The organism is Stappia sp. 28M-7, from assembly GCF_014252955.1.
Classification (GTDB): Bacteria; Pseudomonadota; Alphaproteobacteria; order Rhizobiales; family Stappiaceae; genus Stappia.
In genome coordinates this window covers 20,944-43,155 of the sequence record NZ_JACMIA010000002.1, presented here as the reverse complement: position 1 = coordinate 43,155, position 22,212 = coordinate 20,944, and the positions used below count along the sequence as shown (strand labels likewise).

The window sequence follows — 22,212 nt, the reverse complement described above, 5'->3', positions numbered from 1 at the left end:
TAACGATTTCCTTCTTCCGGCGTCTTCTTCTGTGACCAAGCCCGAAGGCTCAACCACAGGAGTCGCCTAGCCATGCCACGCAAGACGATGGATCGGAAATCAGGGGGAACCCGTCACTCATCATCCGACGACGATGATCTTCGGATCTTGTTCTCGCAAATGACCTGTGCCTGTGCCGAGACCTGCGGGCATGCCGACGCCCCGATGGCGCGGGCGTTGTTCAACCGGGTCGAAATGATGAACCAGCCCCCGTCACTCGCGGCGCGCGCGTTGGGCATCGAGCCCGGCGATGCGTCCTATCTGCTGACCGGTCTGCGCGAGGATGTCGCGGAGGATCTCGTGCTTGTGATGCTCGCTGGAAGACCTTCCGGCACAGACCCCCAGTCAAGAGGAAACCGAACATGAACAAGAGCCTGCGCCTTGCGATGGAGACGCCCGAACACGCCCCTGCACCTGTCGCTGACGATGTGGGCACGGGCGCGCAGACGCCCTATGCTCAGGACGCCTTTGAACGCTGGATCCTGTTCCTCGACACGCTGCGCGAACGCGCCGACAACATGATCGCGCATGAGCGGCAGGGCATGCCGCCGCTGCTGGATTTCGACTACGAGCTTTTGCTTGACGCCCGCAGTTTCGAGCGGCCCGCCAACTACGCACTGCTCAGGATCACGCGGGTGGGAGAGGATTGCTGGGACGATTGCGTGGACGAGGCCAAGCCGCCGGTGATCGTGATCGACCCGCGCGCCGGGCACGGGCCGGGCATCGGCGGGTTCAAGCGCGACAGCGAGGTCGGCATGGCGATGCACGAAGGCCACCCGGTCTATTTCGTGATCTTCTTTCCCGAGCCGGTGCCCGGCCAGACCCTGGCGGATGTGCATTATGCCCTGCGCGATTTCGTCTCCGAGGTCGCGCGCCGTCACCCGGACACAGCCCCCGTGCTCTACGGCAATTGCCAGGCCGGTTGGGCCGCCACGCTGCTGGCCGCCGATTGCGACGGCCTGACCGGTCCGATTGTGCTGAATGGCTCACCGCTCAGCTATTGGTCGGGCGAGGCGGCAAGCAGCCCGATGCGGATGATGGGCGCGCTGACCGGCGGGGCCTGGGCCGCGCATATGATCTCGGATCTGGGCGACGGGCGCTTTGACGGCGCCTGGCTGGCGCAGAATTTTGAGACCCTGCAACCGGAAAAGGCGATCTGGGATAAGTACGCGACCCTCTTTGCCCATGCCGACACAGAGCGTGAGCGGTTCGTCGAATTCGAACGCTGGTGGAATGGCTACTACACGCTCAGCCGTGAGGAAATCCTCGGCATTACGCAGAATCTGTTCATCGGCAACCGGCTGGAGCGGGGCGAGATGCAACTGGACGCTCATTGCACCATTGACCTCAAACGCATTCGCAACCCGCTGATCATCTTCGCCTCGGAAGGTGACAACATCACGCCGCCCGAACAGGCAATGGGGTGGATCGGCAAGCTCTATCCTGACACCGATGCGCTCAAGGCAGCCGGGCAGCGCATCGTCTACATGACCCACCCCCGGGTTGGGCATCTGGGAATTTTCGTCTCCGGCTCCGTCGCGCGGCTCCAGCATCGGGCGATCCTGGAAAGCCTGGACGAGGTCGAGGCGCTCGCGCCGGGGCTTTACGAGATGGTGATCGACAACCCGTCGGGCGACCCGGATTGCGAGAGCGGTGATTTCGCTGTGCGGTTCGAGCCGCGCGAGGTCGATGATCTGGGCATTGCGTCAGATGATGGGGCCTTGAAACAGGTCGCTCAGATTTCGCGGATCAACGAGGCCTTCTATTCGACTTTCGTCAGTCCTTGGATTCGCGCCGCGACGACCCCGGCCAGCGCCGAGGCGCTCCGTGCCCTGCATCCGATGCGCTGGACGCGGACGATGTTTTCCGAACGGGTGAATCCGTGGATGGCGCTGGTCAAATCCACCGCCGAAACGCTGCGCGAGACGCGCGACCCCTTGCCGGAAGACCACCTTGCGATTGTCACCGAACGCGCGCTGTCGGCGCGCACCGGCGAGGTTCTGGGCGCATGGCGCAAGGGGCGCGATGCCTGGATCGCCCGTGTCTTCGGCGCGATGTTCGGCCCTTTCCCCGTCATCACGGCGCCTGCACAGGCGGACCATCCGGACGCCGTATCACACAAGGAGTGACCGAATATGGAATGGCTTTCTCAGAACTGGGTTTTGGTTCTCCTCTTCGGCGGAATGGCCGCGATACACCTTTTCGGGCACGGTCATGGCGGACACAAACATGGCAAGACAAGCAAGAGTCATAGTGTGCATGAGAAGAAAAAGGCCGCGTCCTCCGATACCAAGGCAGCATCCGAAGATGCCTGACTTAGACGAATGCTGCGATCCTGCGGAACTGCTTGATCTGTCCGGCCGGAAGGGTCTGGTTGTCGGCATCGCCAATGATCGCAGCCTGGCCTGGCCTGCTGCCCTGCGATGTGAACGCACCGCATGAACTCGACGGTGTTTTTGATGCCATCACCGAACGCTGGGGAAAGCTGGACTTTATCCTTCATGCCGTGGGCAGCGTGCCGCCCGGCGACCTTCATGGCCGCCTGACCGACTGTTCGGCTGAAGGATTCACCGAAGCGATGGATGTTTCGGTCCATTCGCTGATCCGAATGGCCCGTCTGGCCGAACCCCTGATGAGAGGCGGCGGCAGTCTCATCACGCTGAGTTATCTCGGTGGCGAACGTGTGGTGGAGAATTACAACGTGATGGGGCCGGTCAAGGCGGCTCTCGAAGCTACGGTGCGCTATCTGGCGCACGAACTCGGGCCATCGAACATCCGCGTCAACGCCATTTCGGCAGGGCCGGTGATGACCCGCGCGGCGTCGGGGTTGACCGGCTTTGCCGGGCTTCTGGACGCAACCGCGCGTGCCGCGCCCCTGCGGCGAAACATCGAGGCCGACGAGGTGGGCCGCGCCGCCCTGCTGTTCGCCAGCGACTATACCGGCGGCATCACGGGCGAGGTGCTGCATGTCGATGCGGGTGTTCACGTCGAAAGCCCTGTCGCCGCAGCGGAGATGAACTCTAAATCGGAGGAATCATGATGCGCCAGACCAATGACGAAACCAATCAATTACCCGCAACAGAGCGCCGCGATTTCCTTTATTATGCAACGGCCTCTACCGGCGCGATTGCCGCAGGCGCGGCGGTTTGGCCGTTGATCAATTCGATGAACCCCTCAGCGGATGTGACCGCGTCCGGCACGGTCAGGGTCGATCTTGCCGGTGTCGAACCGGGCCAACGCATTACGGTGAAGTGGCAGGGGCGCCCGGTCTTCGCCTGGCGCAGGTCTCCAGCGGCAATCGAGGCTGCACGTGCCGTCGATCTCGACGAGCTTCCCGATCCTGTTGATGAAACGGACGAGAATCCCAATCTAAGTGGCGAAGAGCCGGCACTGGATGAAAACCGCGCGGCGGGGGAGGATGGTGAATGGCTGATCGTCATCGGGGTCTGCACGCATCTGGGCTGTATTCCCCTGGGCCAGGATGGGTCGGCGGTGGGCGAATTCGGCGGGTGGTTCTGCCCGTGCCACGGGTCGCATTACGATACGTCGGGTCGGATACGGAAAGGGCCGGCACCGCGCAACCTCGACATCCCGCCCTACACGCTGGGCGAAGACCTGCAACTCGTCATCGGCACCTGACCGAAGAATCGTCCAATAGTCCAAGAAGGAGACCATGACATGCAAGCCAAGGATATCATGACAACATCCGTGATCTCGGTCCCGCTGGAGGGACAAGTCGAGGACGCGGTGCGCCTGATGCTGGACCACCACATCAGCGCGCTGCCCGTCGTCGACGCAGAGGGCGGCCTCAAGGGACTTGTCAGCGAAGGCGATCTCATGCGGCGTGTCCGCGAAACCGACGGCCCACGCCGGTCCTGGTGGCTCGAAGTCCTGGGCGGATCGAGCGATTCCACCCGGGATTTCGTGAAACTCAAAAGCCACCACGTTGAGGATGTGATGACACGCGATGTCGTTTCCGTCGAGGAAGACACGACTGTCGCAGAGATCGCGCGTCTTCTGGAAAAGCACCGGATCAAGCGCGTGCCGGTGGTGAGTTCCGACAAAGTAGTCGGCATCGTAAGCCGGGCGAACCTGCTCCACGCCTTGTCGGCACTCAAGGATGGGGCGCTGCCGGAGCCGTTGGAGGACGACCGCGTGCTGCGTGCAAAGATTGAAGAGGCTCTGAAAGAAGTGCCTGGTGCAGCGGTCAACCTCATCAACTACACCGTGCACAAGGGGAATGTCGCCGTCTGGGGTGTCGCCGACAGCGATTTCGAGGAGAATGCGATCCGGGTTGCCGTCGAAAACGTGCCCGGTGTCAGGACGGTTGAGGTCCATATGGGCCGCCTGCCGGCCTGGGCTTACGGGATCTGACTCACGTTGCGGAGATAAACCCGGCCTGTCAGGACGTCGATCGTATCGAGGAGGGTTCGTATGATGGCGCTAACGCCAGGTTCCGCCGACCCTGAAGACAATACGATTGAAATCGTCGGGGCTGGTCCCGCAGGTCTGGTCTGTGCAATCGTTTTAGCCAAGGCCAATCGCCGGGTCGTGGTGCGAGAGTGGCACGAAGATGTCGGCCATCGGTTCCACGACGACTTTCAAGGCCTTGAAAACTGGAGCGACGCACAGAACGTTCTGGACGAACTGGCTGATGCCGGTGTTGTCGCCGATTTCGATCATCGCGGTGCAACCGAAGGCTTCGTCTTCGACAGCCATGCAAAGGCCCACAGAGTGCATGGATCGAAGCCCCTGTACTATCTTTTGCGCCGGGGCAACGCACCGGGAACGCTTTACCGGGTCTTGCTGGATCAGGCCCGCGCGGCCGGGGCCGAGGTGCGATTCAACGATCGCGTGAAAAAGACCACGACCAACATGGTCCTGGCAGGCGGACCACGGCGGGCCGATATCATCGCCGTGGGCTACGTCCTTGACACCTCTATGGCCGATGGTGCGTGGCTGGCCTTCGGGACCGAGCTTGCCCCGAAGGGCTACGCCTATCTGCTCGTGCACCGGGGGCGCGGCACGGTGGCCAGCTGCATGTTTTCAGGTTTTCGCGATCAAGCGAAATATCTCGCGGCAACCGTGGAATACTTCAAGCGTCACGCGGGCCTGGAGATGAAAACGCCGCGAGGCTTCGGCGGTTTCGGGAAAGTCCGATTGCCGCGCACGCGATGCAGGATGGAAACCCGGTGATCGGCGAACACGCGGGTTTCCAGGACGCGCTGGCGGGATTCGGGCTACGCTATGCGATGCGATCCGAGCCCCTGGCGGCCCAAAGCCTGATCAGCGGCGTCGACTACAGGAAAGCCTGGCGTGAGGCGCTGCAACCCGGCCTGCGCGGTGGTGTCGTCAATCGGTACCTGTTCAACCGGACGGGCCCCCGCGGGATCGACTACCTGATCGGTAAGCTGGAAACGACCGACATTGGCATTGCCTTGGGCGAGGCATATCGGCTTTCATTGCCCAAGCGACTGCTGCTGCCGCTCGCCCGTTTTCACTACCGCAACCCTTTGGAGGACCGCAGTTGCAGCCATGAGAACTGCGATTGTGTCGGGTGCCAGCACGGCGCCCATGAAACAGCGAACACCTGACGGATGTGCAGTCTTGCCTTTTCGCGCTGCAAGCATGGCTCCGACATCGTGACGTCGATGTTGCGACCGAACCAGTGGGGCGGTAGGCCGCGATCATGAGCACCCCGCGCGCACCTCGCGAAAACTCCCTGACGATGCCACAGGCGCGGGCAGCGATGTGTGTGCCAAATCTGGGCGAAGGGTCGGGCGCTTTCCAGCTCTTTGTCGAGGGGGATGCCCTGTTCGATGCGATGATCACGGAGATCGAGGGCGCGACCGAAGCAATCTGGATGGAATCCTACATCTTTGCCACCGACGAAGTCGGCGCGCGTTTTGTCTCCGCCCTTGCAGCCAAGGCGCGAAGCGGGGTTGACGTTCGGTTGCATCTCGACGCTTTCGGTGCTGGCCAGCGGGATTTCGACAAGTTTCGGCGGGAATTGGAACGAAGCGGTGTGCGGTTTCGCTGGTTCCGCCCCTTCGATCTCCGACACCCGCTGCGATATTTCCAACGCAATCACCGCAAGCTTCTCGTCGTGGATGGCCGGGATGCCTTCCTGGGCGGTTTCAACATTCGCCGGTTAAACTCGCGTCGGCTTCATGGTGCAAGCCGCCAGCGCGATACCCATGTGCGTGTCCAGGGGCCGTTGGCGACGCTTGCCGCAAGTCATTTCATTCGACTCTGGCGGGAGGCCCGCCCGCTTCCGGCAAACGCAATTCCCGAAGAGGCCGACGGCATCGAAGGACTGCTGGTGCCGAGCTATTCGCGCAAGTGCCAGAAAAGGCTCGCCTGTCTGCATGCGGGACTGATCGGGATGGCACAATCCTGTGTCTATTTGACGTCGCCCTATTTCAGCCCGGGCACCGTGGTCGACCGGGCGCTTCAGGATGTCGCGCGTCGCGGCGTGGACGTCCGTCTGCTGGTGCCACGCAGAAGCGATCCCCTGGTCGCCGGCTGGGCGACGCGGGCGGCATATGCGCAGCTTCTCTCGGCGGGCGTGAGGGTCTACGAGTACTTGCCACGTCAACTGCATGCCAAGACTTCGGTCGTCGATGCCGGCTGGTCGATCGTCGGATCGGCAAACCTCGATTACCGAAGCCTTTTCATCAATCAGGAGCTGGTCCTCTTTGCGCATGACCGCGTTTTGGCCGGGCAGTTGCAGGCGCAGTATCTGCGAGATATTTCAGATGCCCGTGAAATCACGCTTCGGACCTGGCGTTCGCGCGGCTGGCGCGCGCGTGGTTTCGAGGTGATCGGATGGGCCGCGCGGCGGCTGCTTTGACCGATAGCACCGGTCAGCCGACAGCCTGCCTGGTTGCGGTGGCTCCGTCGGCAATATCGACGCCTTCCTACGGTCGACCGATACAGATTTTCCTTTGCCAACGAAGCCCGACAGGTTGCCAATCCTTGTAATGTTTTTCGTCGGGCCGCGTCTTTAGAACGAAGCCAAACAAAAGGAGGTCCAGATGGACGACCGTTCAACTTCGCAGACACAAGACGCGGCCAAGCAGAAGCAGGGCGGATGTTGCGGTGGCAAGACCGATGCGCAGCCGAAGGCAAATGTCGAACCGCAGGTCGCGGAACCCGCAAAGGCAAAACCGGTCAAATCCGGCTGCTGCTGCGGTCAGAACTGACTATGCCTCGCAGGATGGGCGTTTTGCGCCGGTTGCGCACCCATCCTTGCAAGGTGCCGACCGGCAACGGCGTTCGCGATCCAGTTTGATCATCGACAAGAAAGGAACACGCCATGATGCCCATCCTCTATTTCACCGCCGTCGCGGCGATCCTTTTCCTGGCCCTGCGCATGACGTGCGGGGCCTGCGTCATGGGCGCGAATGACGGGACAGGGCGCACGTTTCTTCCCATCGTACCGCTGGGCTGGGCGCTGAGCCTGTTTCTGGCTCTGACCTACCTTGTGTGTATCGCCTTCGATCTGATCTTTCCCGGCTACGCGATGTACGAGGTCTGGTCCGGTCTGCTGCCCGGTTTCGTCTGGCTGACGCCATTGGGCTTCGCCATCGGCCTGATCGAGAGCTTTCTTTACGGATGGTACGCCGCGCTGATCTTTGGCGGGCTCTACAACGCCATCGCGGGCAGGGGAGCAGGGGCATGATCCCGACCGCACGTCCGAAACTGCGCTTTCTCGGTGCCGCCGGAACGGTGACAGGATCGCGCTACCTGATCGAGGCCATGGGACGGCGCATCCTGATCGATTGCGGCCTGTTCCAGGGCTTCAAGCAGTTGCGTACGCGCAATCGCAAACCGTTCCCTGTGCGCGTCAACACCATCGACACCGTGCTGCTCACCCATGCCCATCTGGACCATTCAGGATATCTGCCCGCGCTGATCCGGGCGGGGTTTCGCGGGCGGGTTCTTTGCACCGAGGCAACGGCGGAACTGTGCGGACTCATTCTTCCCGACAGCGGCCATATCCAGCAAGAAGAGGCGCGCTATGCCGCCAGAAAGGGGTATTCCAAACACAAGAACCCAAGACCACTCTACACGCTCAAGGATGCAAAGGCTGCGCTGGATCGCCTTGATCCGCACCCTTTCGATCAGAGGATCGAACTGGGCGACGGCATCGCGGCCAGCTTCATTCCGGCCGGGCATCTTCTTGGGGCGGCCCAGATCCGGCTTGAGGTCGGCGGCAGGGTTATTCATTTCAGCGGCGATCTGGGCCACGAGACCGATCCGCTGATGCGACCGCCAAGACCGTTCGGCGGGGCCGATGTGCTGGTCTGCGAATCCACCTATGGCAACCGGGCCCATCCCGATACGGACCCCGAGGCCGAGCTGGCCCCGGTCCTGAAACGCACCTTTGCCCGCGGCGGCACGGTGCTGATCCCGTCCTTCGCGGTCGGACGGGCGCAGGGGCTGATGCTGCACATTGCGCGATTGATGGAGCGCGGCGATATTCCCTACGTGCCAGTATTCCTCAACAGCCCGATGGCGGTGGACGCAACCGAGATCTATCACCGCCACCACGACGAACATCACGTCAGCCGCGAAGACTGCGTGGCGATGTTCGAGATCGCCAAGAGGGTAAACACGGTCGAGCAATCCAAGGAGCTGAACACCCGCCAGGGCCCGATGATCATCGTCTCCGCCAGCGGAATGCTGACCGGGGGGCGTATCCTGCACCATCTGGCCAGCTTCGGCGGCGATCGGCGGAATACAATCCTGCTGTCCGGTTTCCAGGCCGGTGGCACGCGCGGCGCGGCGCTGGCCGGGGGCGCTCGGACATTGCGCATGTTCGGGCGCGAGTTCCCGATCGAGGCCGAAGTGGTTCAGCTAAATTCCTTTTCCGGGCACGCCGATGCCGATGAAATCCTGCGCTGGATGTCCGCCGATCCCGCCCCGGAGATGACTTATCTGACCCACGGGAACCCAGACGCATCGGACACACTGCGGTTCCGCGTCGAACATGAACTTGGGCGACCCGTGCGCGTCCCGGAGCATCTCGAATCCGTCTATCTGGACCGGCCGCGATGACCGATACGCTTGCGCTTGTCCCCTCCGGCATCGACACCTACCGGCAGCCGGTCGTCTACATGCATGAAGATTGCCATGTCTGCCGCGCGGAAGGGTTTGCCGCCCAGACCCGTGTACGCATCGATCTGAATGACCGCTGGATCATCGCGACCCTGAATGTGATCGCCCGCGGGGCATGGCTTGCCGTGGACGAGGCGGCATTGTCGTCTTCCGCCTGGGCGGCCCTTGGAGCGCAGGCAGGGGACAGGGCCGCGTTCTCGCACCCTGAACCGCCCGCTTCGGCGTCGATGATCCGGGCGAAAGCCTATGGCGAGAGACTGGATCAGGCCGGGTTCGCGGCGATCGTCAGCGACACGCTCGACAACCGGCTATCGGATCTCGAGCTTGCCGCCTTCGTAACCGCCTGTGCGGGCGACAGGCTGGATGAGGCCGAGACCGTGGCCTTGACCCGCGCCATGAGGGATGCCGGGCAGATGCTCGACTGGGGGGACCGGGCCGTTCTCGACAAACATTGCGTCGGCGGATTGCCGGGCAACCGGACGACGCCGATCGTCGTCGCCATCGTCGCGGCGGCGGGGCATCTGATCCCCAAGACGTCGAGCCGTGCGATAACCTCGCCGGCGGGGACAGCCGACACGATGGAGGTCATGGCACCGGTCGTTCTTGACGGTGATGCGCTGCGCCGGGTGGTCGAAGCAGAAGGCGGCTGCATCGTCTGGGGCGGCGGGCTCGCGCTCAGCCCCGCCGACGATCACTTCATCCGTGTCGAACGCCCGCTCGATTTCGACTCCACCGGTCAGCTGGTGGCCAGCGTGCTGTCGAAAAAGGCGGCGGCCGGTGCCACGCACGTTCTGATCGACCTGCCGGTCGGACCCACGGCCAAGGTGCGGTCGGCCGGGGCCGCCGAAGCCCTCGGTGCCCGGCTGTCATCGGTGGCCAAGGCGTTGGGTCTGAACCTGGCGCTGCACATCAGCGACGGCATGGCTCCTGTGGGACGCGGCATCGGCCCGGCATTGGAAGCCATGGACGTGCTGGCGGTTTTGCGGCGCGCGCCGGACGCGCCTGTCGATCTGCGCGCACGGGCGCTGGATCTGGCCGGGCATCTTCTGGACCTAGCGCCGGACGCCGTTGTGGGGCAGGGACGGGACCGCGCGCAGGCGCTTCTCGACAGTGGCGCGGCGGAAGCGAAGTTCATAGCAATCTGTGCGGCACAGGGCGGTTTCCGCGAACCCGGCACCGCCTCGCAACGCATCGAGATACTTGCCCCGCATGCGGGCGAATTGACGGCCGTGGACAACCGCCGGATTGCACGCATCGCCAAGCTGGCCGGTGCCCCGCGTCAGAAGAGCGCCGGCATTCGCCTGCTGGCGCGGATCGGTGATCGTATGGACAGGGGCCAGCCGCTTTATGAACTTCATGCCGAGACACCAGGCGAACTGGCCTATGCCTTGGCCTATGCGGAGTCCCAGACCGGGGTGCTGACGCTGTCCGGGGAGGCGTCATGATCCTTGTCGCGTTTCCCGAGATGATGCCGCTGGCCGAGCGCCTTGCACCGGCACTGGGCGCGGAACCGCGCGTGCTAGACTGGCACCACTTCCCCGATGGCGAAAGCCTGATCTCGCTGCCCGGCGATCTGGAGGGCGCAGACGTGGTGCTGCTGGCCACGTTGCGAGATCCCGACCGCCTTGCGCTACCATTGCGTTTTGCGGCGGCCACGGCCCGTGAGATGGGCGCGCGCCGCGTCGGATTGATCGCGCCCTATCTCGGCTACATGCGTCAGGACCGCCGGTTCGAAGCCAGGCAGGCGGTCAGCGCGCCGCTGTTCGCGCAGTTCCTGGGGGAGAGTTTCGATTGGCTGGTGACCGTCGATCCGCATCTGCACCGCATCGCGCGGCTGCAGGATGTCTTCCCGATGCCGGCGATGCGCGCCGTATCCGCCCCGCTGCTTGCGACCTGGATCAGCACGAACCTGCCAGACGCCGTTCTTCTAGGCCCTGACAGCGAAAGCCAGCAATGGGTCGCCGAGGTGGCCCGGCTGGCCGGACGGCCTTACGAAGTCTTGCGCAAGGTGAGATCCGGTGACCGCAGTGTCGATGTCAGTGTCCCCGAAAGCGCGGCGCTGCGCGAAGGCACGCCAGTGATCCTCGACGACATCGCATCTTCCGGCGTCACGATGGCACGCGCCGTCGAAAGGTTGCTTGCGGCTGGAACCGCCGCGCCTGTCTGCCTTGTCATCCACGCGGTCTTTGCCGATGGCGCGCAGGACACCATCATGTCGGCAGGTGCGGCAGGGATCATATCCACCGACACCATACCCCATTCAACGAACGTGATCGGAATTGTCGACATCCTGAGCGAAACGACCCTTTCGGCCTTGAAGGAACCTTGATCACGCAAGTTCGGACAAGACCGGATCGTAGGAAAGGATCTGTCGGCTTTCGTCCTGAGCGCAAACCGGAACGCTACTCCGGAAACTGGAGAATATGAGGATGACCCGCAAGGAAACGAAAATCCCCGCCCCGCCTAGTCCCGAGCGCCCCCAGATCGCGGATCGGGCCGCCCTCTACCGAGCGAATGAACCGGCTTTTGCCGATTGGGCAACTAGCCCCAACAATTCATGAATCCTTGGATTCGACCTCGAACGGTGTGCTCCGCGTCTCCTAATCGTACACGGGCAAGCGGCATCGGCGTCCGGCTTTTCACACCGGTCGTTGACTTGATCTTGGGCTGTGCCGGTTGAGGTTTCGGGGTTTGCGGGGCGCGTTCAGCGTCGGGCAAGTCCTGGTGGCGCGAGAGCATCGAACAGCAGGCGGATCAGCTTCTGGCGGGGACAGGACGCTGGCAGCGTCACGGTGATCCGGGTCTTCTTTTCAACGATGGTGGCGGCCAGCTTGACCAGATGCAGGCGCAGCGTGTCGAACTGGGCATGTCGCCAAGGAGAGCGCTTCGGGCAGGCGGCGCGGAGCTTCCACCAGATCCAGTACGCGCAGCCGTGCTGCATGAGCCGCATCTGGTTGGCGTTGGCTTTCGAGCAGGATGTCCGGTCCGAAGCGAGGTGGTTTTTCCAGGCTTTGATGTGGTTTTCGGCCTGGCCGCGGGCAGAGTAGATCTTCTCGTACAGATGCTTGCCGCGACCGCCTTCGAGGTTGGTGACAATGTAACGGGTGTCCCGCCCCTGCGGGCCAACTTCGATGCGCGCGATCACCCGGCGCGCTTTCGACCAGGACCCGGCCGCATAGGAGAAAGTCTTGAACCGGCGCAGCTTCTGACCCTTGCGCGCATACCGCTCCGCCGTCGAAGCCTCCAGGGTCTGCACGCGCTCCTGCAGGCGGGCATTCTTCGACAATCCCAGCACGTAGCGCAGACCCAGCCTGTCACACAGGTCCAGAACCTCCGGGGTGCAGTAATGGCTGTCCGCCCGCAGCAGGATCCCGGTCGTGGGCCAATGGCGGCGGATCTGCCGGATCAAGCGCCGAATGTGAGCCGCGCTTTCTTTCCCCTTGGGGCGGCGTGCCGGGCGCAGCAAGGCCCCGACCAGCCGCCCGGTCCCGTCAAAGACCACGATGGGTTGGAAGCCGTATTCGTCATAGTAGGAGTTGAACAGGCGCAACTGCTGGTGGCCATGCACCGCGTCGAACGTATCGTCGATATCGAGCACGATCTGCCGGGGCGCCCGGTCAAATGACTGGCAGTAAAACCGGATCAATTCCCGGCCCATACGGATCAGGGACCGGGTGTCGGCAAGGTTTTCCATCCGCGAGATCGTCGGTTGCGAGCACAGCGCCGCCCCGGTCTCGGGGCCGCGTTCCAGAGCCAGCTTGAAGCTGGGGTCATGGCGCAAATCGGTGGCGTCATTGCCATCCTCATATCCGGCGGCAATCATCATGATCCGGAAACGGATGATCTCCTCCAGGCGATGCCGAACCTTGCCCGGATCGCGTAGGTCCGTGAGGCAGGATGCCAGCAGACCCGCCAACCCATCCCGGCGCTCGATCTCCCGCAAGAGCGTCAGCCCGGCATCGGAGCTCATATCTGCACCATCAAAATCAAGCAGGATTGGTTTGCCATTCACGGGTGACAACGCGGGCCGCAAAGATGTAGCTTTTGCCATGGTGAGGGGCGGCTCCTGGAAACTGCGGTTTTTTTGGATCGGACACCTTAAAACTACGTCTTTCCAGATGGGTACGCTACCCTCGCCACCCTTTCATGAATAATCCGGGCTAAATAGCAACCAAGGCAGATCGAAATGCAGAAACACGATAAAAACCACGATGTAAACGACGGCTACCGCGAAGGCTCGATCAGCCTTGGCGGAGCTGTTGCCATGGGCACGGGCGTTATGATCGGAGCCGGTATCTTTGCCCTGACCGGACAAATCGCCCAGCTGGCTGGACCACTATTTCCACTCGCGTTCATCGCTGGTGCCATCGTGACCAGCTTCAGCGCTTACAGCTACATCAAGATGTCGAACGCCTGGCCCTCGGCAGGGGGCATCGCGATGATCCTTCAGAAATGCTATGGATCGGGGGCGGTTGCGGCGGGAGCGGCGCTTTTGATGGCGCTCAGCATGGTGATCGCGGAAAGCCTCGTCGCACGGACATTCGCAACTTATGTCTTGCGGCCTTTCGATATCACGGGTGGGCCACTTGTGCCCGTTCTGGCGGTTGCCGTGATCGTGTTCGCATTCTTGGTCAACATCGCAGGAAACCGCTCCGTCGGGCTATTCTCTCTAATCATGGCGGCGATCAAGATCGGGGGCATCGCGCTGTTCGGTATCGCAGCACTCTGGTCAAGCGGGTTTCAGTTCGCCGCCGCGTCAGAAACGGCCGAGACCTTTGGAGTGACAGGCTTCATCGCCTCTGTCGCACTGGCGATCCTTGCCTTCAAGGGCTTCACCACGATCACCAACAGCGGCGGCGAAATCACCGATCCCCACAGGAATGTGGGCCGCACTATCATGCTGTCCATCGGGATCTGCGTGGTGGTCTACTTGCTTGTGGCCTTTGGCGTAGGCGCGAGCCTGACAATCGACGAAATCATCGCCGCGCGCGACTATTCGCTGGCCCAGGCGGCTGAGCCCGCACTTGGGCAGGTGGGCTTTTACTTGACGGTCGTGTTGGCGGCCGTGGCCACGGCATCCGGCGTGTTGGCCAGCGTTTTCGCGGTGTCGCGGATGCTGACCATGCTGACGGATATGGAGATGATCCCGCACAGCCACTTTGGTATGACCGGGGCCATTCAGCGCCACATGCTGGTCTATACGGTTGTGATTGCCTCGGCGCTGGCGGTGTTCTTCGATCTGGGCAGGATCGCCTCTCTGGGAGCATTCTTCTATCTCATCATGGATATGATTGTGCATTGGGGTGTGTTCCATTTCCGACGGAAAGAGGTTGGAGCAGCGCCAACAATTCTTCTTTTGGCACTTGCTTTCGACGCCGTGGTACTTGTCGCCTTCACTGCGATGAAACTTCAAAGCGATCCGGCCATCGTGCTTTATGCCGCCATCGGCATTGCCACTGTCTTTGTCCTTGAACGTGTTTACCTGTCGCGATGGATGGCACCGGAAGCAGCGCATGAGCACTGATGTCAGCGGTTGAAACCCGGCAATCGCACGAAGGACGGCGTGCAGGCATCGCCATGCTCGTCGCGATCGCCCTGGGCATGGGTGCGGCCAATTCACCGCTGTCGGGCGTTTACGACTTCATCCATCACTATCCGCTGCGGCTGGGCATCGCGCCCGTTGTGATCGACGCCCCGCTGATCGACTGGATCAATCAGGGCCTTCTGGTCGTCTTCTTTTTTCACATCGGCTTGCACACCAAACAAGAGATGACGTCGGGCGTTCTGGCGGCGCGGGGGCGCGCCACCTTGCCGGCCATTGCGGCGTTCGGCGGCATGGTGGTGCCGGTGGCGATTTATCTGGCGTTCAATGCAGGCGACCCCGAAGCGATGCCCGGCTGGGCGATTCCGATTGCGACGGATGTGGTTTTGGTGCTGGGCCTGATGTCGTTCCTCGGATCGGCGGTGTCCGTGGGCCTTCTGGCCTTCGTCACGGCGGTTGCGATCTTTGACGATCTGGGCGCCGTGCTGGTCATTGCACTGTTCTACGGCGAGGCCGAGTTCGGCTGGTCGCTGGCCCTCATCGCGGTCGGGCTTGGCGGTCTCTGGGCTCTGAACCGGCGCGCGAGCGAGGCCACCAAGCTCTATCTCGTTGCGGGCACATTGCTGTGGTCCGGGCTGATTGGGTCCGGGCTGGAAGGGGCCATCGCGGGGGCGATCATCGGTCTGGCGCTGCCGCTGTCGGCTTTCAGACTGAGCGCCGTCGCACAGGTCGAGCATCGCGTCGCACCTCTGGCCCTGTTCATCGTCGTTCCGATCCTTGCCTTCTTCAATGCCGGGGTGCCGCTGACCAATGCGTCCGCGAACTGGACGACAGATACGGTCGCTGCGGGCATTGCCCTGGGCCTTGTTATCGGAAAGCCGTTGGGTGTCGCATTGGGAACCGGCCTTGCACTGTGGGCGGGTCTGGGCAGTTTGCCGTCTGGGACATCGTTGCGCGATACCCTGCGCGCCGCACTTTTCGCAGGCATCGGTTTCACGATGAGCCTGTTCATCGTCACCGCCGCGCTGGATGATCCCGCACGCGCGGATTCGGCAAAGATCGCCGTCATTTTGGGCTCAAGCATGTCCGCCATCCTCGCCAGTGTTGCCCTGCTGGCAGTCGCGCGCAGGCGTACGTCCTGACATGTCCTGCGATGTTCCGTCCGGACGCACGCAGGGCTGCCAGACCCAGAGGCGGTTCATCATCGCGTAGAGGAAGGAGGCGGACCACGCGATCAGCAACAGACCGATCAGCGCCTCGACGCCCGTCAGAAACCGCAGGTGCCCGGTAGGAAAAATGTCTCCTATTCCGAGCGAGGTGTAGGTTATTGCCGAAAAATAGTAGTAATCGAGGGGAGCCGCGATGGTCTCACCCGCAAATGCGCCCAGGTTCAACCAGCGCTCGGCCAAGGCAAAGGCGACAGCGAACACGCCAATTTGCAACATATGGGCAGTGAACAGCAGAGTCAGAACCGCGAGGACGCGGATGGAGGGCCGCATTGGAATGCTGGCCATCCCACCACTGCACCACTTCAGGGTGGTCAGATGCATCACCGCCGTCACCAGAAATGCGGACAGGGATAAGCCAATAGAGAGAGGCAAGTCTATGTTCCTTTTGTTTCATTCGCAGCAACTATAGACGTCTTTCCCGCCTCTAAACATGCCTGCTGGCACCACCGTCGAATGCGTGACATCAAGGAGCGTCTGAAAAACCTCGCTCTCTGAGCGGCTTGGATTAGACTGGGCGGGATCATGAAGGATGCTCCCCGATGCCCAAGCAGCCCACCTTTCCCGGCCTCCGCCACGCAGTGAAGAAGAAGCAGACGCGGCGGGAGAAGTTCCTCGCCGAGATGGAGACAGTAGTGCCGTGGATGCGGCTGCTGGCGCTGATCGCACCGCACTACCCGAAGGCGGGACCAAGGGGCGGGCGCCCCCCGATGCCGATTGAGACCATGCTGCGGGTCTACTTCCTTCAGCAATGGTATGCGCTCAGCGACCCGATGGCGGAGGAGATGCTCTACGACAGCGACGCCATGCGTCGGTTTGCTGGCATTGAGCTGGGCGACGACCGCATCCCGGATGAAACTACGATCCTCAACTTCCGCCACCTGCTTGAGAAGCACCAGCTTACGGAGCAGCTGTTTGCCGAGGTGAACCGCTACCTTGCCGACCAAGGAATTACGCTGCGCTCGGGCACGCTGGTGGACGCAACGATCATCGACGCGCCGTCGTCAACGAAGAACAAGGCCAAGGCACGTGATCCCGAGATGTCGTCAACGAAGAAGGGCAATGCCTGGTATTTTGGAATGAAGGCGCATGTTGGCGTCGATGTGGACAGCGGCACCGTCCACAGCCTCGAGGCGACAACCGCGAAGGTGCATGACAGCCGCATCTGGGACGAACTGCTCCACGGCGGCGAGACTTCAGTTTGGGCGGACAAGGGCTATGTCAGCGCCGAGCGGGAGGCTGCGTTCACCAAGAACGGCAAGGTCTGGGGCGTGATGCGCAAGGCACCGCGAGGCGGCAAGCTCGACGAGATCGACGAGGAGACCAACCGGGTCATCGCCATGGTGCGCGCCAAGGTCGAGCATCCCTTCCGCGTTCTCAAGCGCCAGTTCGGTCACATGAAGACGCGCTACCGCGGGTTGGCCAAGAACCGCGCCCAACTCTTCACCCTGTTCGCGCTCGGCAACCTGTTCCTGGTCCGAAGACAGCTGCTGACGTGAGGGCGAGTCTGTCCGCAATCTGCCAGAACGACGATATGGCAGCCAAGAGAGGGCAAAACAGACCCTCAAGGACCCGTGGCACGGGTCACAAAGCGATCAAGCCGCCATCTCAGCGCAACCGTACCCGTAGATCAGACGTTCCTCAAGTAAGCGCTTGCGTTCGCTTTGGCACGAAATCGCTTCGGCAACATCCAGTGGGTGAAATGAAATATCGCCGTCAGTTGCGCTCACGAACGGCCTTGTTGCGCAAATCGGGTGAGGGATTCACTGCGTGAATCCAGCGTGATAGCTGGAAGGTATGAGCAGTTGGGCCCCTACGAAGTATAAGACCACGAACTGGTCGGCTTACAATGAAGCACTGTGTCAGCGCGGATCGCTGACGATCTGGTTCAATCCCGACATGATGTGGAAGCCGCCGCCGAGCGGGAAGCGTGGGCGGCAGCCGAGCTTCAGCGATGAAGCGATCCAAACGTGCCTGACAATGAAGGTGCTCTTTGGCATGCCGCTGAGACAAACGACCGGGTTCGTTCAGAGCCTCCTGCGGCTGGTCGGGTTGGATTGGCGAGTGCCGGACTTCAGCACCCTGTGCCGCCGCCAAAAGACGCTGAATGTGGCGATCCCGTATCGCGGCGGCACGGGCCCGCTGAACCTGCTGATCGACAGCACCGGCATCAAGGCCGAAGGCGAAGGTGAGTGGAACGCCCGCAAGCACGGCGGAGCCAAACGGCGCATCTGGCGCAAGGTGCACATCGGTATCGACGAGGAAACATTGGAAGTCCGGGCCGTCGAAGTCACCGGCAGCAACATTGGCGATGCGCCCATCCTGCCAGATCTCCTTGACCAAATCCCGTCTGACGAAGAGATCGGTTCCGTGACGGCAGATGGCGCCTACGACACACGCAAGTGCCACGAGGCAATCGCTGCTCGTTGTGCCGCTGCGATCATCCCGCCCCGCAAGAACGCCAAGCCTTGGAAACCGACGAGCCCCGGAGCCATCGCCCGCAATGAGGCACTGCGCGCGTCCAAATATTTGGGTCGCGCCATCTGGCGAAGATGGTCTGGCTACCACCGCCGGAGCCGGGTCGAGAGCAAGATGAACTGCATCAAGCTGCTCGGCCAATCCCTCATGGCCCGAGACTTCGACCGCCAGGTCGCCGAGCTGCAAGTTCGCATCGCCGTGCTGAACGGCTACACCGCGCTCGGCATACCCGTCACTGTGGCCGTAGGATAGGTCCGTCCGGGGAAAGGGGAACCACGCTCAGACCCCGATTTGTGCAACATGTATAACCGCCCCTTGCGCAAGAGAAATCTTCAGAGCTTCTTTAGACGCGTCACCGGGTGCTGACATGTATCCGGCCTCTGATGCGGCCGTCGTCTTGCCGCGGGCCCGCATGGTGTTCGAAGATCGGGCCCAGATCAAAGCCGCGTGCTCGGTGGCACTCTGTTGCACACTGGTTCTCCCGATCCCGTCTCACGACTGTTGCGCCAAACTGCTCCTTGCCCTCTTCCGCTCCGACGTCCTCGCGACCGCTGGTCGGCTTATGCCGCCGAGGCCGGAGACTTGTAGACGCCACCCCGGGCCATCAGGGCCCAGACGATCCGCGCCATCTTGTTCGCCAGCGCCACCCGCACAAGCATCGGCGGCTTGCGCGTCAGCATCCCGCCCAGCCAGGTGCCCGGCCGGGCCGCGGCATGGACGTGCCGCTTGATGATGACGCTGTTGGCGCCGATGATCAGCAGCCGCCTCAGGGAGCGCTCGCCCATCTTCGTCGTGGCCCCGAGGCGCTGCTTGCCCCCGGTGGAATGCTGGCGGGGCGTCAAGCCGAGCCACGCCGCAAAGTCGCGCGCCTTCCGGAACGTCTCGGGTGGCGGCGCGAGGACCGCGATGGCCGTGGCGATCAACGGCCCGATCCCCGGCACGGTCATCAGTCGGCGGGCGACCTCGTTCTCCTTGGCGCGCCGCGCGATCTCGGCATCGAGCTTGTCAATCTCCGTCTCCAGATGGGTGAGGGCTCCGACCAGCACCTTCAACGTTGCAATGGCATCGGCGGGCAGTCCGCTGTCCGGGTCCTCGACAATTGCGATCAAACGCGCGGCGTTCGCCGCCCCCTGTGGCACGATCTGGCCGAACTCGCCCAGATGACCCCGGAGCGCATTGATCGCCTGCGTCCGCTGGCGGATCAGCAACTCGCCGATGCGGAAGACCATCGCGGCCCCTTGGGTCTCTTCGCTCTTCACCGGCACGAAGCGCATCGTCGGACGCGTGGCCGCTTCGCAGATCGCTTCAGCGTCGGCCGCATCATTCTTCTGCCGCTTGACGAAGGGCTTCACATAGGCCGGCGGGATCAACCGCACCTCGTGGCCCAGCTTGCCGATCTCGCGGCCCCAGAAGTGGGCGCCGCCGCAGGCTTCCATCGCGACAACACAGGGCTGCATCCGGCTAAAGAAGGCCAGCACCTGATCCCGCCTCAACTTCTTGCGCAGAACTGCCCGCCCCGAGGCATCAGCACCGTGCGCCTGAAACACATTCTTCGCCAGGTCGAGCCCGACCATGATGATCTCCGACATGACCGCTCTCCTTTGTGGATCGTTGCAGACCCACCTTGGCACACAGTTGCCGTCGGGGGGCGGTCACACCATCAGCGCCGGTCAATGGCATCGTGATGTCCGCCATCGGCGGTGCAGTTCTGGGCTGGATGACCTTTACCGACCGGGGGCGGGCATTCGGGCCCGCCTTGCTGAAATGACGCCGCGCCAGCGGCTCTACCGCCTTGCATTCGCGCCCCTTGTGCGCGGTGCGGCCAAGACAGCCATTCTGGGGCGCAACCGTGTGCGCGGAGACATGAGCAAGGGGCGGTTCACCAAGGCTGAAATCCGCGACCTTCTGAAAGACGCCTGGACCCGGTTCGAGGCACACGCCGCCCAGATCCCGCATGAGCGCGACGCAGGCGCACGGCTTTGGTTGCTGAATGGCGCGCTTATTATCAGCGCCATTCAGGCGGCTATTGATCGCGGCGTGGCGCGGAACTACGCTATCGAACTGGTGGGCGATGCCGCCTGGATCATCTATCGGCGGGTCATGATGGTTCCGGACGCGCTGGTCCGGCTGACCACCCGCGATCCCGCCAAACGGCTGAAACGGGACACGCATCTGATCATGGATGTTTTCCCCTTTGGCCCGAAATCCTATTGCAAACGCTGGATCGACAGCGACCGCGGCGGGGTGTTTCTGGTGACCCGTTGCCCCTATCAGGAACTGCACCACAATTTGCTGCCGCCCGAGGACGCGCGTGATTTTTGCCAGGGCACGGCCTGTAATCTGGATTACCCGTTGGCCGAGATGTGGGGAGGGCATCTGGAGCGTACCGAAACTCTGGCTGGTGGGGGCAAATACTGTGATTTCCGGTATGTGACCGACACGCAGCCGGAGGGAAACCGGGACTAATCGGGCAAGATAGGTCCGCTTGCTCAGGAAGATTGCAACCGAAGGAGCGACGCAGCGGTTCCCGCCAAGAGCTGCCGCATAACACAATTGGGCTAGGGTCAGGACCCATTGATTTCAGTCCGGCGTCATGATTCACGGCTCGAAAAACGAGCGGTGAACATGTCTGATCTTTTCTGGCTGACGGATGCGCAGATGGCGCGTCTTGAACCCTTCTTCCCGAAGCCTCACGGCAAGCCACGAGTCGATGACCGGCGTGTGTTGAGCGGCATTATATTCATCAACCGCAATGGCTTACGGTGGCGTGATGCCCCTTCCGCCTACGGGCCTCACAAGACATGGTGTGATTGCGGCGGTCGCTCTCCGGGGGCGAACGAGGTCCGGTATGTTGGCCTCATGGATATAAGCCGTGAGGAGAACGTCCTATGGAATACTATGTCGGTTTGGATGTGTCGCTGAAAGAGATTTCGATCTGCGTTGTAGACAGGGATGGCAAGACTGTAGCGCGTGGCGTCTGTCCCGCTGATCCCGGGGGCGTCGCGGGTTGGTTTCGCAACCGCGAACTTACGCCCCGACGGATCGTGCATGAAAGCGGAATGCTATCGATCTGGTTGCAGCGCGGCCTCGCAGGTCTCGGCCTGCCTGCGACCTGCATTGATGCCCGGAAGGCACACAAGAGCTTGTCGGCGCGGCTCAACAAGTCGGATGCCGCCGACGCTGAAGGTCTGGCACAGCTTGCGCGCACCGGTTGGTTCACACCGGTTCACATCCGCAGCGAGGAGGCGGACCGGCTTCGCAGCTTGGTAGGCGCGCGGGAACGGTTGATCCGGTTGCGCAAGGACCTCGAAGGTCACATTCGTGGCGTCCTCAAAACCTTCGGCATCCGTATGATCGGCATTGGCCAGGGACGGCAGAGGCAAGCGTTCCGCGATCAGCTGGCAGCAGCGGGCGAGACCGACCAGGTTTTGCGGGTCATAGCTGATGCCTTCATCGCTACCCATGCCAAGTTGTGCCAAGTGGCGGACGACTTGGACAAGGTGGTGAGGAAAACGGCCAAGGTCCATCCAGTCGCGCGCCGCCTGATGACAATCCCCGGTGTTGGTCCGGTCAACGCGCTCAGCTTCATAGCACTGGTTGATGATCCGGGTCGGTTCAACCGGACGTCGGATGTGGGCGCTTTTCTTGGGTTAACGCCAAAGCGACATCAGTCCGGCGAAATGGATTGGTCGGTGCGGCGCGACAAACAGGGTGAGACTCCAGCGTCAATCAGGATGAGAACGCGGGGGTGGGGCCTTGTAGGGAGGGCGTAGCCCGACCGGAGAGGCCCCACCCCCGCGTTGC

23 protein-coding genes and 1 pseudogene are annotated in these 22,212 nt (G+C 62.4%); 21 read left to right on the top strand and 3 right to left on the bottom strand.

The features are described from left to right. Positions 1–72: 72 nt before the first annotated feature. From H7H34_RS21595 to H7H34_RS21530, 14 genes are all read left to right on the top strand, one after another. Positions 73–405, top strand: a complete 333-nt coding sequence (locus H7H34_RS21595) for a hypothetical protein (RefSeq protein ID WP_209006420.1) — start codon at positions 73–75, stop codon at positions 403–405. Then, entirely contained in the window at positions 402–2,168 is a 1,767-nt protein-coding gene (locus tag H7H34_RS21590; RefSeq protein WP_185926684.1) for a DUF3141 domain-containing protein, read from the top strand. The genes H7H34_RS21595 and H7H34_RS21590 overlap by 4 nt, the downstream gene beginning before the upstream one ends. Positions 2,169–2,174: 6 nt before the next feature. After that, positions 2,175–2,354: a hypothetical protein gene (locus tag H7H34_RS21585; protein ID WP_185926683.1), complete on the top strand. Its 180-nt coding sequence runs from the start codon at positions 2,175–2,177 to the stop codon at positions 2,352–2,354. A 74-nt stretch (positions 2,355–2,428) separates the two neighbouring features. Then, positions 2,429–3,079, top strand: coding sequence for an enoyl-ACP reductase FabI (locus H7H34_RS21580; protein ID WP_371811462.1), 651 nt, complete (start codon positions 2,429–2,431; stop codon positions 3,077–3,079). Continuing rightward, a complete protein-coding gene (gene petA / locus H7H34_RS21575) occupies positions 3,073–3,678 on the top strand; it encodes a ubiquinol-cytochrome c reductase iron-sulfur subunit (RefSeq protein ID WP_371811463.1) in 606 nt (201 codons plus the stop codon). The genes H7H34_RS21580 and petA overlap by 7 nt, the downstream gene beginning before the upstream one ends. A gap of 39 nt (positions 3,679–3,717) precedes the next feature. Continuing rightward, positions 3,718–4,413: a CBS domain-containing protein gene (locus tag H7H34_RS21570; protein ID WP_185926682.1), complete on the top strand. Its 696-nt coding sequence runs from the start codon at positions 3,718–3,720 to the stop codon at positions 4,411–4,413. A gap of 60 nt (positions 4,414–4,473) precedes the next feature. Further along, on the top strand, positions 4,474–5,235 hold the full coding sequence (locus H7H34_RS21565; RefSeq protein ID WP_185926681.1) for an NAD(P)/FAD-dependent oxidoreductase: 762 nt from the start codon (positions 4,474–4,476) through the stop codon (positions 5,233–5,235). Beyond that, positions 5,232–5,633: a hypothetical protein gene (locus H7H34_RS21560; RefSeq protein ID WP_185926680.1), complete on the top strand. Its 402-nt coding sequence runs from the start codon at positions 5,232–5,234 to the stop codon at positions 5,631–5,633. Before H7H34_RS21565 ends, H7H34_RS21560 begins: the two co-directional genes overlap by 4 nt. A gap of 95 nt (positions 5,634–5,728) precedes the next feature. Next, positions 5,729–6,892: a phospholipase D-like domain-containing protein gene (locus tag H7H34_RS21555; protein WP_185926679.1), complete on the top strand. Its 1,164-nt coding sequence runs from the start codon at positions 5,729–5,731 to the stop codon at positions 6,890–6,892. A gap of 184 nt (positions 6,893–7,076) precedes the next feature. After that, positions 7,077–7,244, top strand: coding sequence for a hypothetical protein (locus H7H34_RS21550; protein WP_185926678.1), 168 nt, complete (start codon positions 7,077–7,079; stop codon positions 7,242–7,244). Between the two features lie 113 nt (positions 7,245–7,357). Continuing rightward, complete coding sequence (locus H7H34_RS21545; RefSeq protein ID WP_185926677.1) at positions 7,358–7,723, top strand: DUF5676 family membrane protein; 366 nt, start codon at positions 7,358–7,360, stop codon at positions 7,721–7,723. Further along, positions 7,720–9,102 (top strand): MBL fold metallo-hydrolase, encoded by a 1,383-nt coding sequence (locus H7H34_RS21540; RefSeq protein ID WP_185926676.1) that lies wholly within the window; start codon positions 7,720–7,722, stop codon positions 9,100–9,102. Before H7H34_RS21545 ends, H7H34_RS21540 begins: the two co-directional genes overlap by 4 nt. Continuing rightward, positions 9,099–10,607, top strand: a complete 1,509-nt coding sequence (locus tag H7H34_RS21535) for a thymidine phosphorylase family protein (RefSeq protein ID WP_185926675.1) — start codon at positions 9,099–9,101, stop codon at positions 10,605–10,607. The genes H7H34_RS21540 and H7H34_RS21535 overlap by 4 nt, the downstream gene beginning before the upstream one ends. Next, complete coding sequence (locus H7H34_RS21530; protein WP_185926674.1) at positions 10,604–11,491, top strand: ribose-phosphate diphosphokinase; 888 nt, start codon at positions 10,604–10,606, stop codon at positions 11,489–11,491. Before H7H34_RS21535 ends, H7H34_RS21530 begins: the two co-directional genes overlap by 4 nt. Positions 11,492–11,866: 375 nt before the next feature. Here the strand turns inward: H7H34_RS21530 and H7H34_RS21525 are convergent, their stop codons facing one another. After that, on the bottom strand, positions 11,867–13,213 hold the full coding sequence (locus H7H34_RS21525; protein WP_185926673.1) for an IS1380 family transposase: 1,347 nt from the start codon (positions 13,211–13,213) through the stop codon (positions 11,867–11,869). Between the two features lie 135 nt (positions 13,214–13,348). Here H7H34_RS21525 and H7H34_RS21520 point away from each other — a divergent pair, with 135 nt between their 5' ends. After that, positions 13,349–14,686 (top strand): APC family permease, encoded by a 1,338-nt coding sequence (locus H7H34_RS21520; RefSeq protein WP_185926672.1) that lies wholly within the window; start codon positions 13,349–13,351, stop codon positions 14,684–14,686. After that, positions 14,686–15,846, top strand: a complete 1,161-nt coding sequence (gene nhaA / locus H7H34_RS21515; RefSeq protein WP_185926671.1) for a Na+/H+ antiporter NhaA — start codon at positions 14,686–14,688, stop codon at positions 15,844–15,846. The genes H7H34_RS21520 and nhaA overlap by 1 nt, the downstream gene beginning before the upstream one ends. On the opposite strand, the gene H7H34_RS21510 is transcribed toward nhaA, so the two are convergent. Continuing rightward, complete coding sequence (locus tag H7H34_RS21510; RefSeq protein ID WP_209006419.1) at positions 15,781–16,305, bottom strand: potassium channel family protein; 525 nt, start codon at positions 16,303–16,305, stop codon at positions 15,781–15,783. The genes nhaA and H7H34_RS21510 overlap by 66 nt on opposite strands. 167 nt (positions 16,306–16,472) lie before the next feature. Here H7H34_RS21510 and H7H34_RS21505 point away from each other — a divergent pair, with 167 nt between their 5' ends. Beyond that, entirely contained in the window at positions 16,473–17,429 is a 957-nt protein-coding gene (locus H7H34_RS21505) for an IS5 family transposase (RefSeq protein WP_185926670.1), read from the top strand. 298 nt (positions 17,430–17,727) lie between these two features. Beyond that, a complete protein-coding gene (locus H7H34_RS21500; protein WP_185926669.1) occupies positions 17,728–18,660 on the top strand; it encodes an IS5 family transposase in 933 nt (310 codons plus the stop codon). 308 nt (positions 18,661–18,968) lie between these two features. Here the strand turns inward: H7H34_RS21500 and H7H34_RS21495 are convergent, their stop codons facing one another. Continuing rightward, positions 18,969–19,997: an IS110 family RNA-guided transposase gene (locus tag H7H34_RS21495; RefSeq protein WP_185926668.1), complete on the bottom strand. Its 1,029-nt coding sequence runs from the start codon at positions 19,995–19,997 to the stop codon at positions 18,969–18,971. On the opposite strand from H7H34_RS21495, the gene H7H34_RS21490 reads away from it, so the two are divergent. The 3 genes and pseudogenes from H7H34_RS21490 (at position 19,981) to H7H34_RS21480 (ending at position 22,181) form a co-directional block, all read left to right on the top strand. After that, positions 19,981–20,874 (top strand): L-2-amino-thiazoline-4-carboxylic acid hydrolase, encoded by an 894-nt coding sequence (locus H7H34_RS21490; RefSeq protein ID WP_185926667.1) that lies wholly within the window; start codon positions 19,981–19,983, stop codon positions 20,872–20,874. The genes H7H34_RS21495 and H7H34_RS21490 overlap by 17 nt on opposite strands. Before the next feature lie 159 nt (positions 20,875–21,033). After that, positions 21,034–21,210, top strand: a pseudogene (locus H7H34_RS21485) (transposase); the annotation flags it as partial. Positions 21,211–21,296: 86 nt separating this feature from the next. Then, the gene (locus H7H34_RS21480; RefSeq protein WP_209006418.1) at positions 21,297–22,181 is read left to right on the top strand and encodes an IS110 family RNA-guided transposase; all 885 of its coding nucleotides are present in this window, start codon (positions 21,297–21,299) and stop codon (positions 22,179–22,181) included. Positions 22,182–22,212: the final 31 nt, after the last annotated feature.

Excerpts from the sequence above, each read along its gene's own strand:
- H7H34_RS21565 (WP_185926681.1), top strand. The coding sequence starts at position 4,474 with ATGATGGCGCTAACGCCAGGTTCCGCCGACCCTGAAGACAATACGATT.
- H7H34_RS21480 (WP_209006418.1), top strand. The coding sequence starts at position 21,297 with ATGGAATACTATGTCGGTTTGGATGTGTCGCTGAAAGAGATTTCGATC.
- H7H34_RS21530 (WP_185926674.1), top strand. The coding sequence starts at position 10,604 with ATGATCCTTGTCGCGTTTCCCGAGATGATGCCGCTGGCCGAGCGCCTT.
- H7H34_RS21580 (WP_371811462.1), top strand. The coding sequence starts at position 2,429 with ATGATCGCAGCCTGGCCTGGCCTGCTGCCCTGCGATGTGAACGCACCG.
- H7H34_RS21505 (WP_185926670.1), top strand. The coding sequence starts at position 16,473 with ATGCCCAAGCAGCCCACCTTTCCCGGCCTCCGCCACGCAGTGAAGAAG.
- H7H34_RS21520 (WP_185926672.1), top strand. The coding sequence starts at position 13,349 with ATGCAGAAACACGATAAAAACCACGATGTAAACGACGGCTACCGCGAA.
- H7H34_RS21540 (WP_185926676.1), top strand. The coding sequence starts at position 7,720 with ATGATCCCGACCGCACGTCCGAAACTGCGCTTTCTCGGTGCCGCCGGA.
- H7H34_RS21570 (WP_185926682.1), top strand. The coding sequence starts at position 3,718 with ATGCAAGCCAAGGATATCATGACAACATCCGTGATCTCGGTCCCGCTG.
- H7H34_RS21595 (WP_209006420.1), top strand. The coding sequence starts at position 73 with ATGCCACGCAAGACGATGGATCGGAAATCAGGGGGAACCCGTCACTCA.
- H7H34_RS21495 (WP_185926668.1), bottom strand. The coding sequence starts at position 19,997 with ATGTCGGAGATCATCATGGTCGGGCTCGACCTGGCGAAGAATGTGTTT.
- H7H34_RS21500 (WP_185926669.1), top strand. The coding sequence starts at position 17,728 with ATGAGCAGTTGGGCCCCTACGAAGTATAAGACCACGAACTGGTCGGCT.
- H7H34_RS21555 (WP_185926679.1), top strand. The coding sequence starts at position 5,729 with ATGAGCACCCCGCGCGCACCTCGCGAAAACTCCCTGACGATGCCACAG.
- H7H34_RS21490 (WP_185926667.1), top strand. The coding sequence starts at position 19,981 with ATGATGATCTCCGACATGACCGCTCTCCTTTGTGGATCGTTGCAGACC.
- H7H34_RS21525 (WP_185926673.1), bottom strand. The coding sequence starts at position 13,213 with ATGGCAAAAGCTACATCTTTGCGGCCCGCGTTGTCACCCGTGAATGGC.
- H7H34_RS21585 (WP_185926683.1), top strand. The coding sequence starts at position 2,175 with ATGGAATGGCTTTCTCAGAACTGGGTTTTGGTTCTCCTCTTCGGCGGA.
- H7H34_RS21535 (WP_185926675.1), top strand. The coding sequence starts at position 9,099 with ATGACCGATACGCTTGCGCTTGTCCCCTCCGGCATCGACACCTACCGG.
- H7H34_RS21545 (WP_185926677.1), top strand. The coding sequence starts at position 7,358 with ATGATGCCCATCCTCTATTTCACCGCCGTCGCGGCGATCCTTTTCCTG.
- nhaA (WP_185926671.1), top strand. The coding sequence starts at position 14,686 with ATGTCAGCGGTTGAAACCCGGCAATCGCACGAAGGACGGCGTGCAGGC.
- H7H34_RS21550 (WP_185926678.1), top strand. The coding sequence starts at position 7,077 with ATGGACGACCGTTCAACTTCGCAGACACAAGACGCGGCCAAGCAGAAG.
- H7H34_RS21590 (WP_185926684.1), top strand. The coding sequence starts at position 402 with ATGAACAAGAGCCTGCGCCTTGCGATGGAGACGCCCGAACACGCCCCT.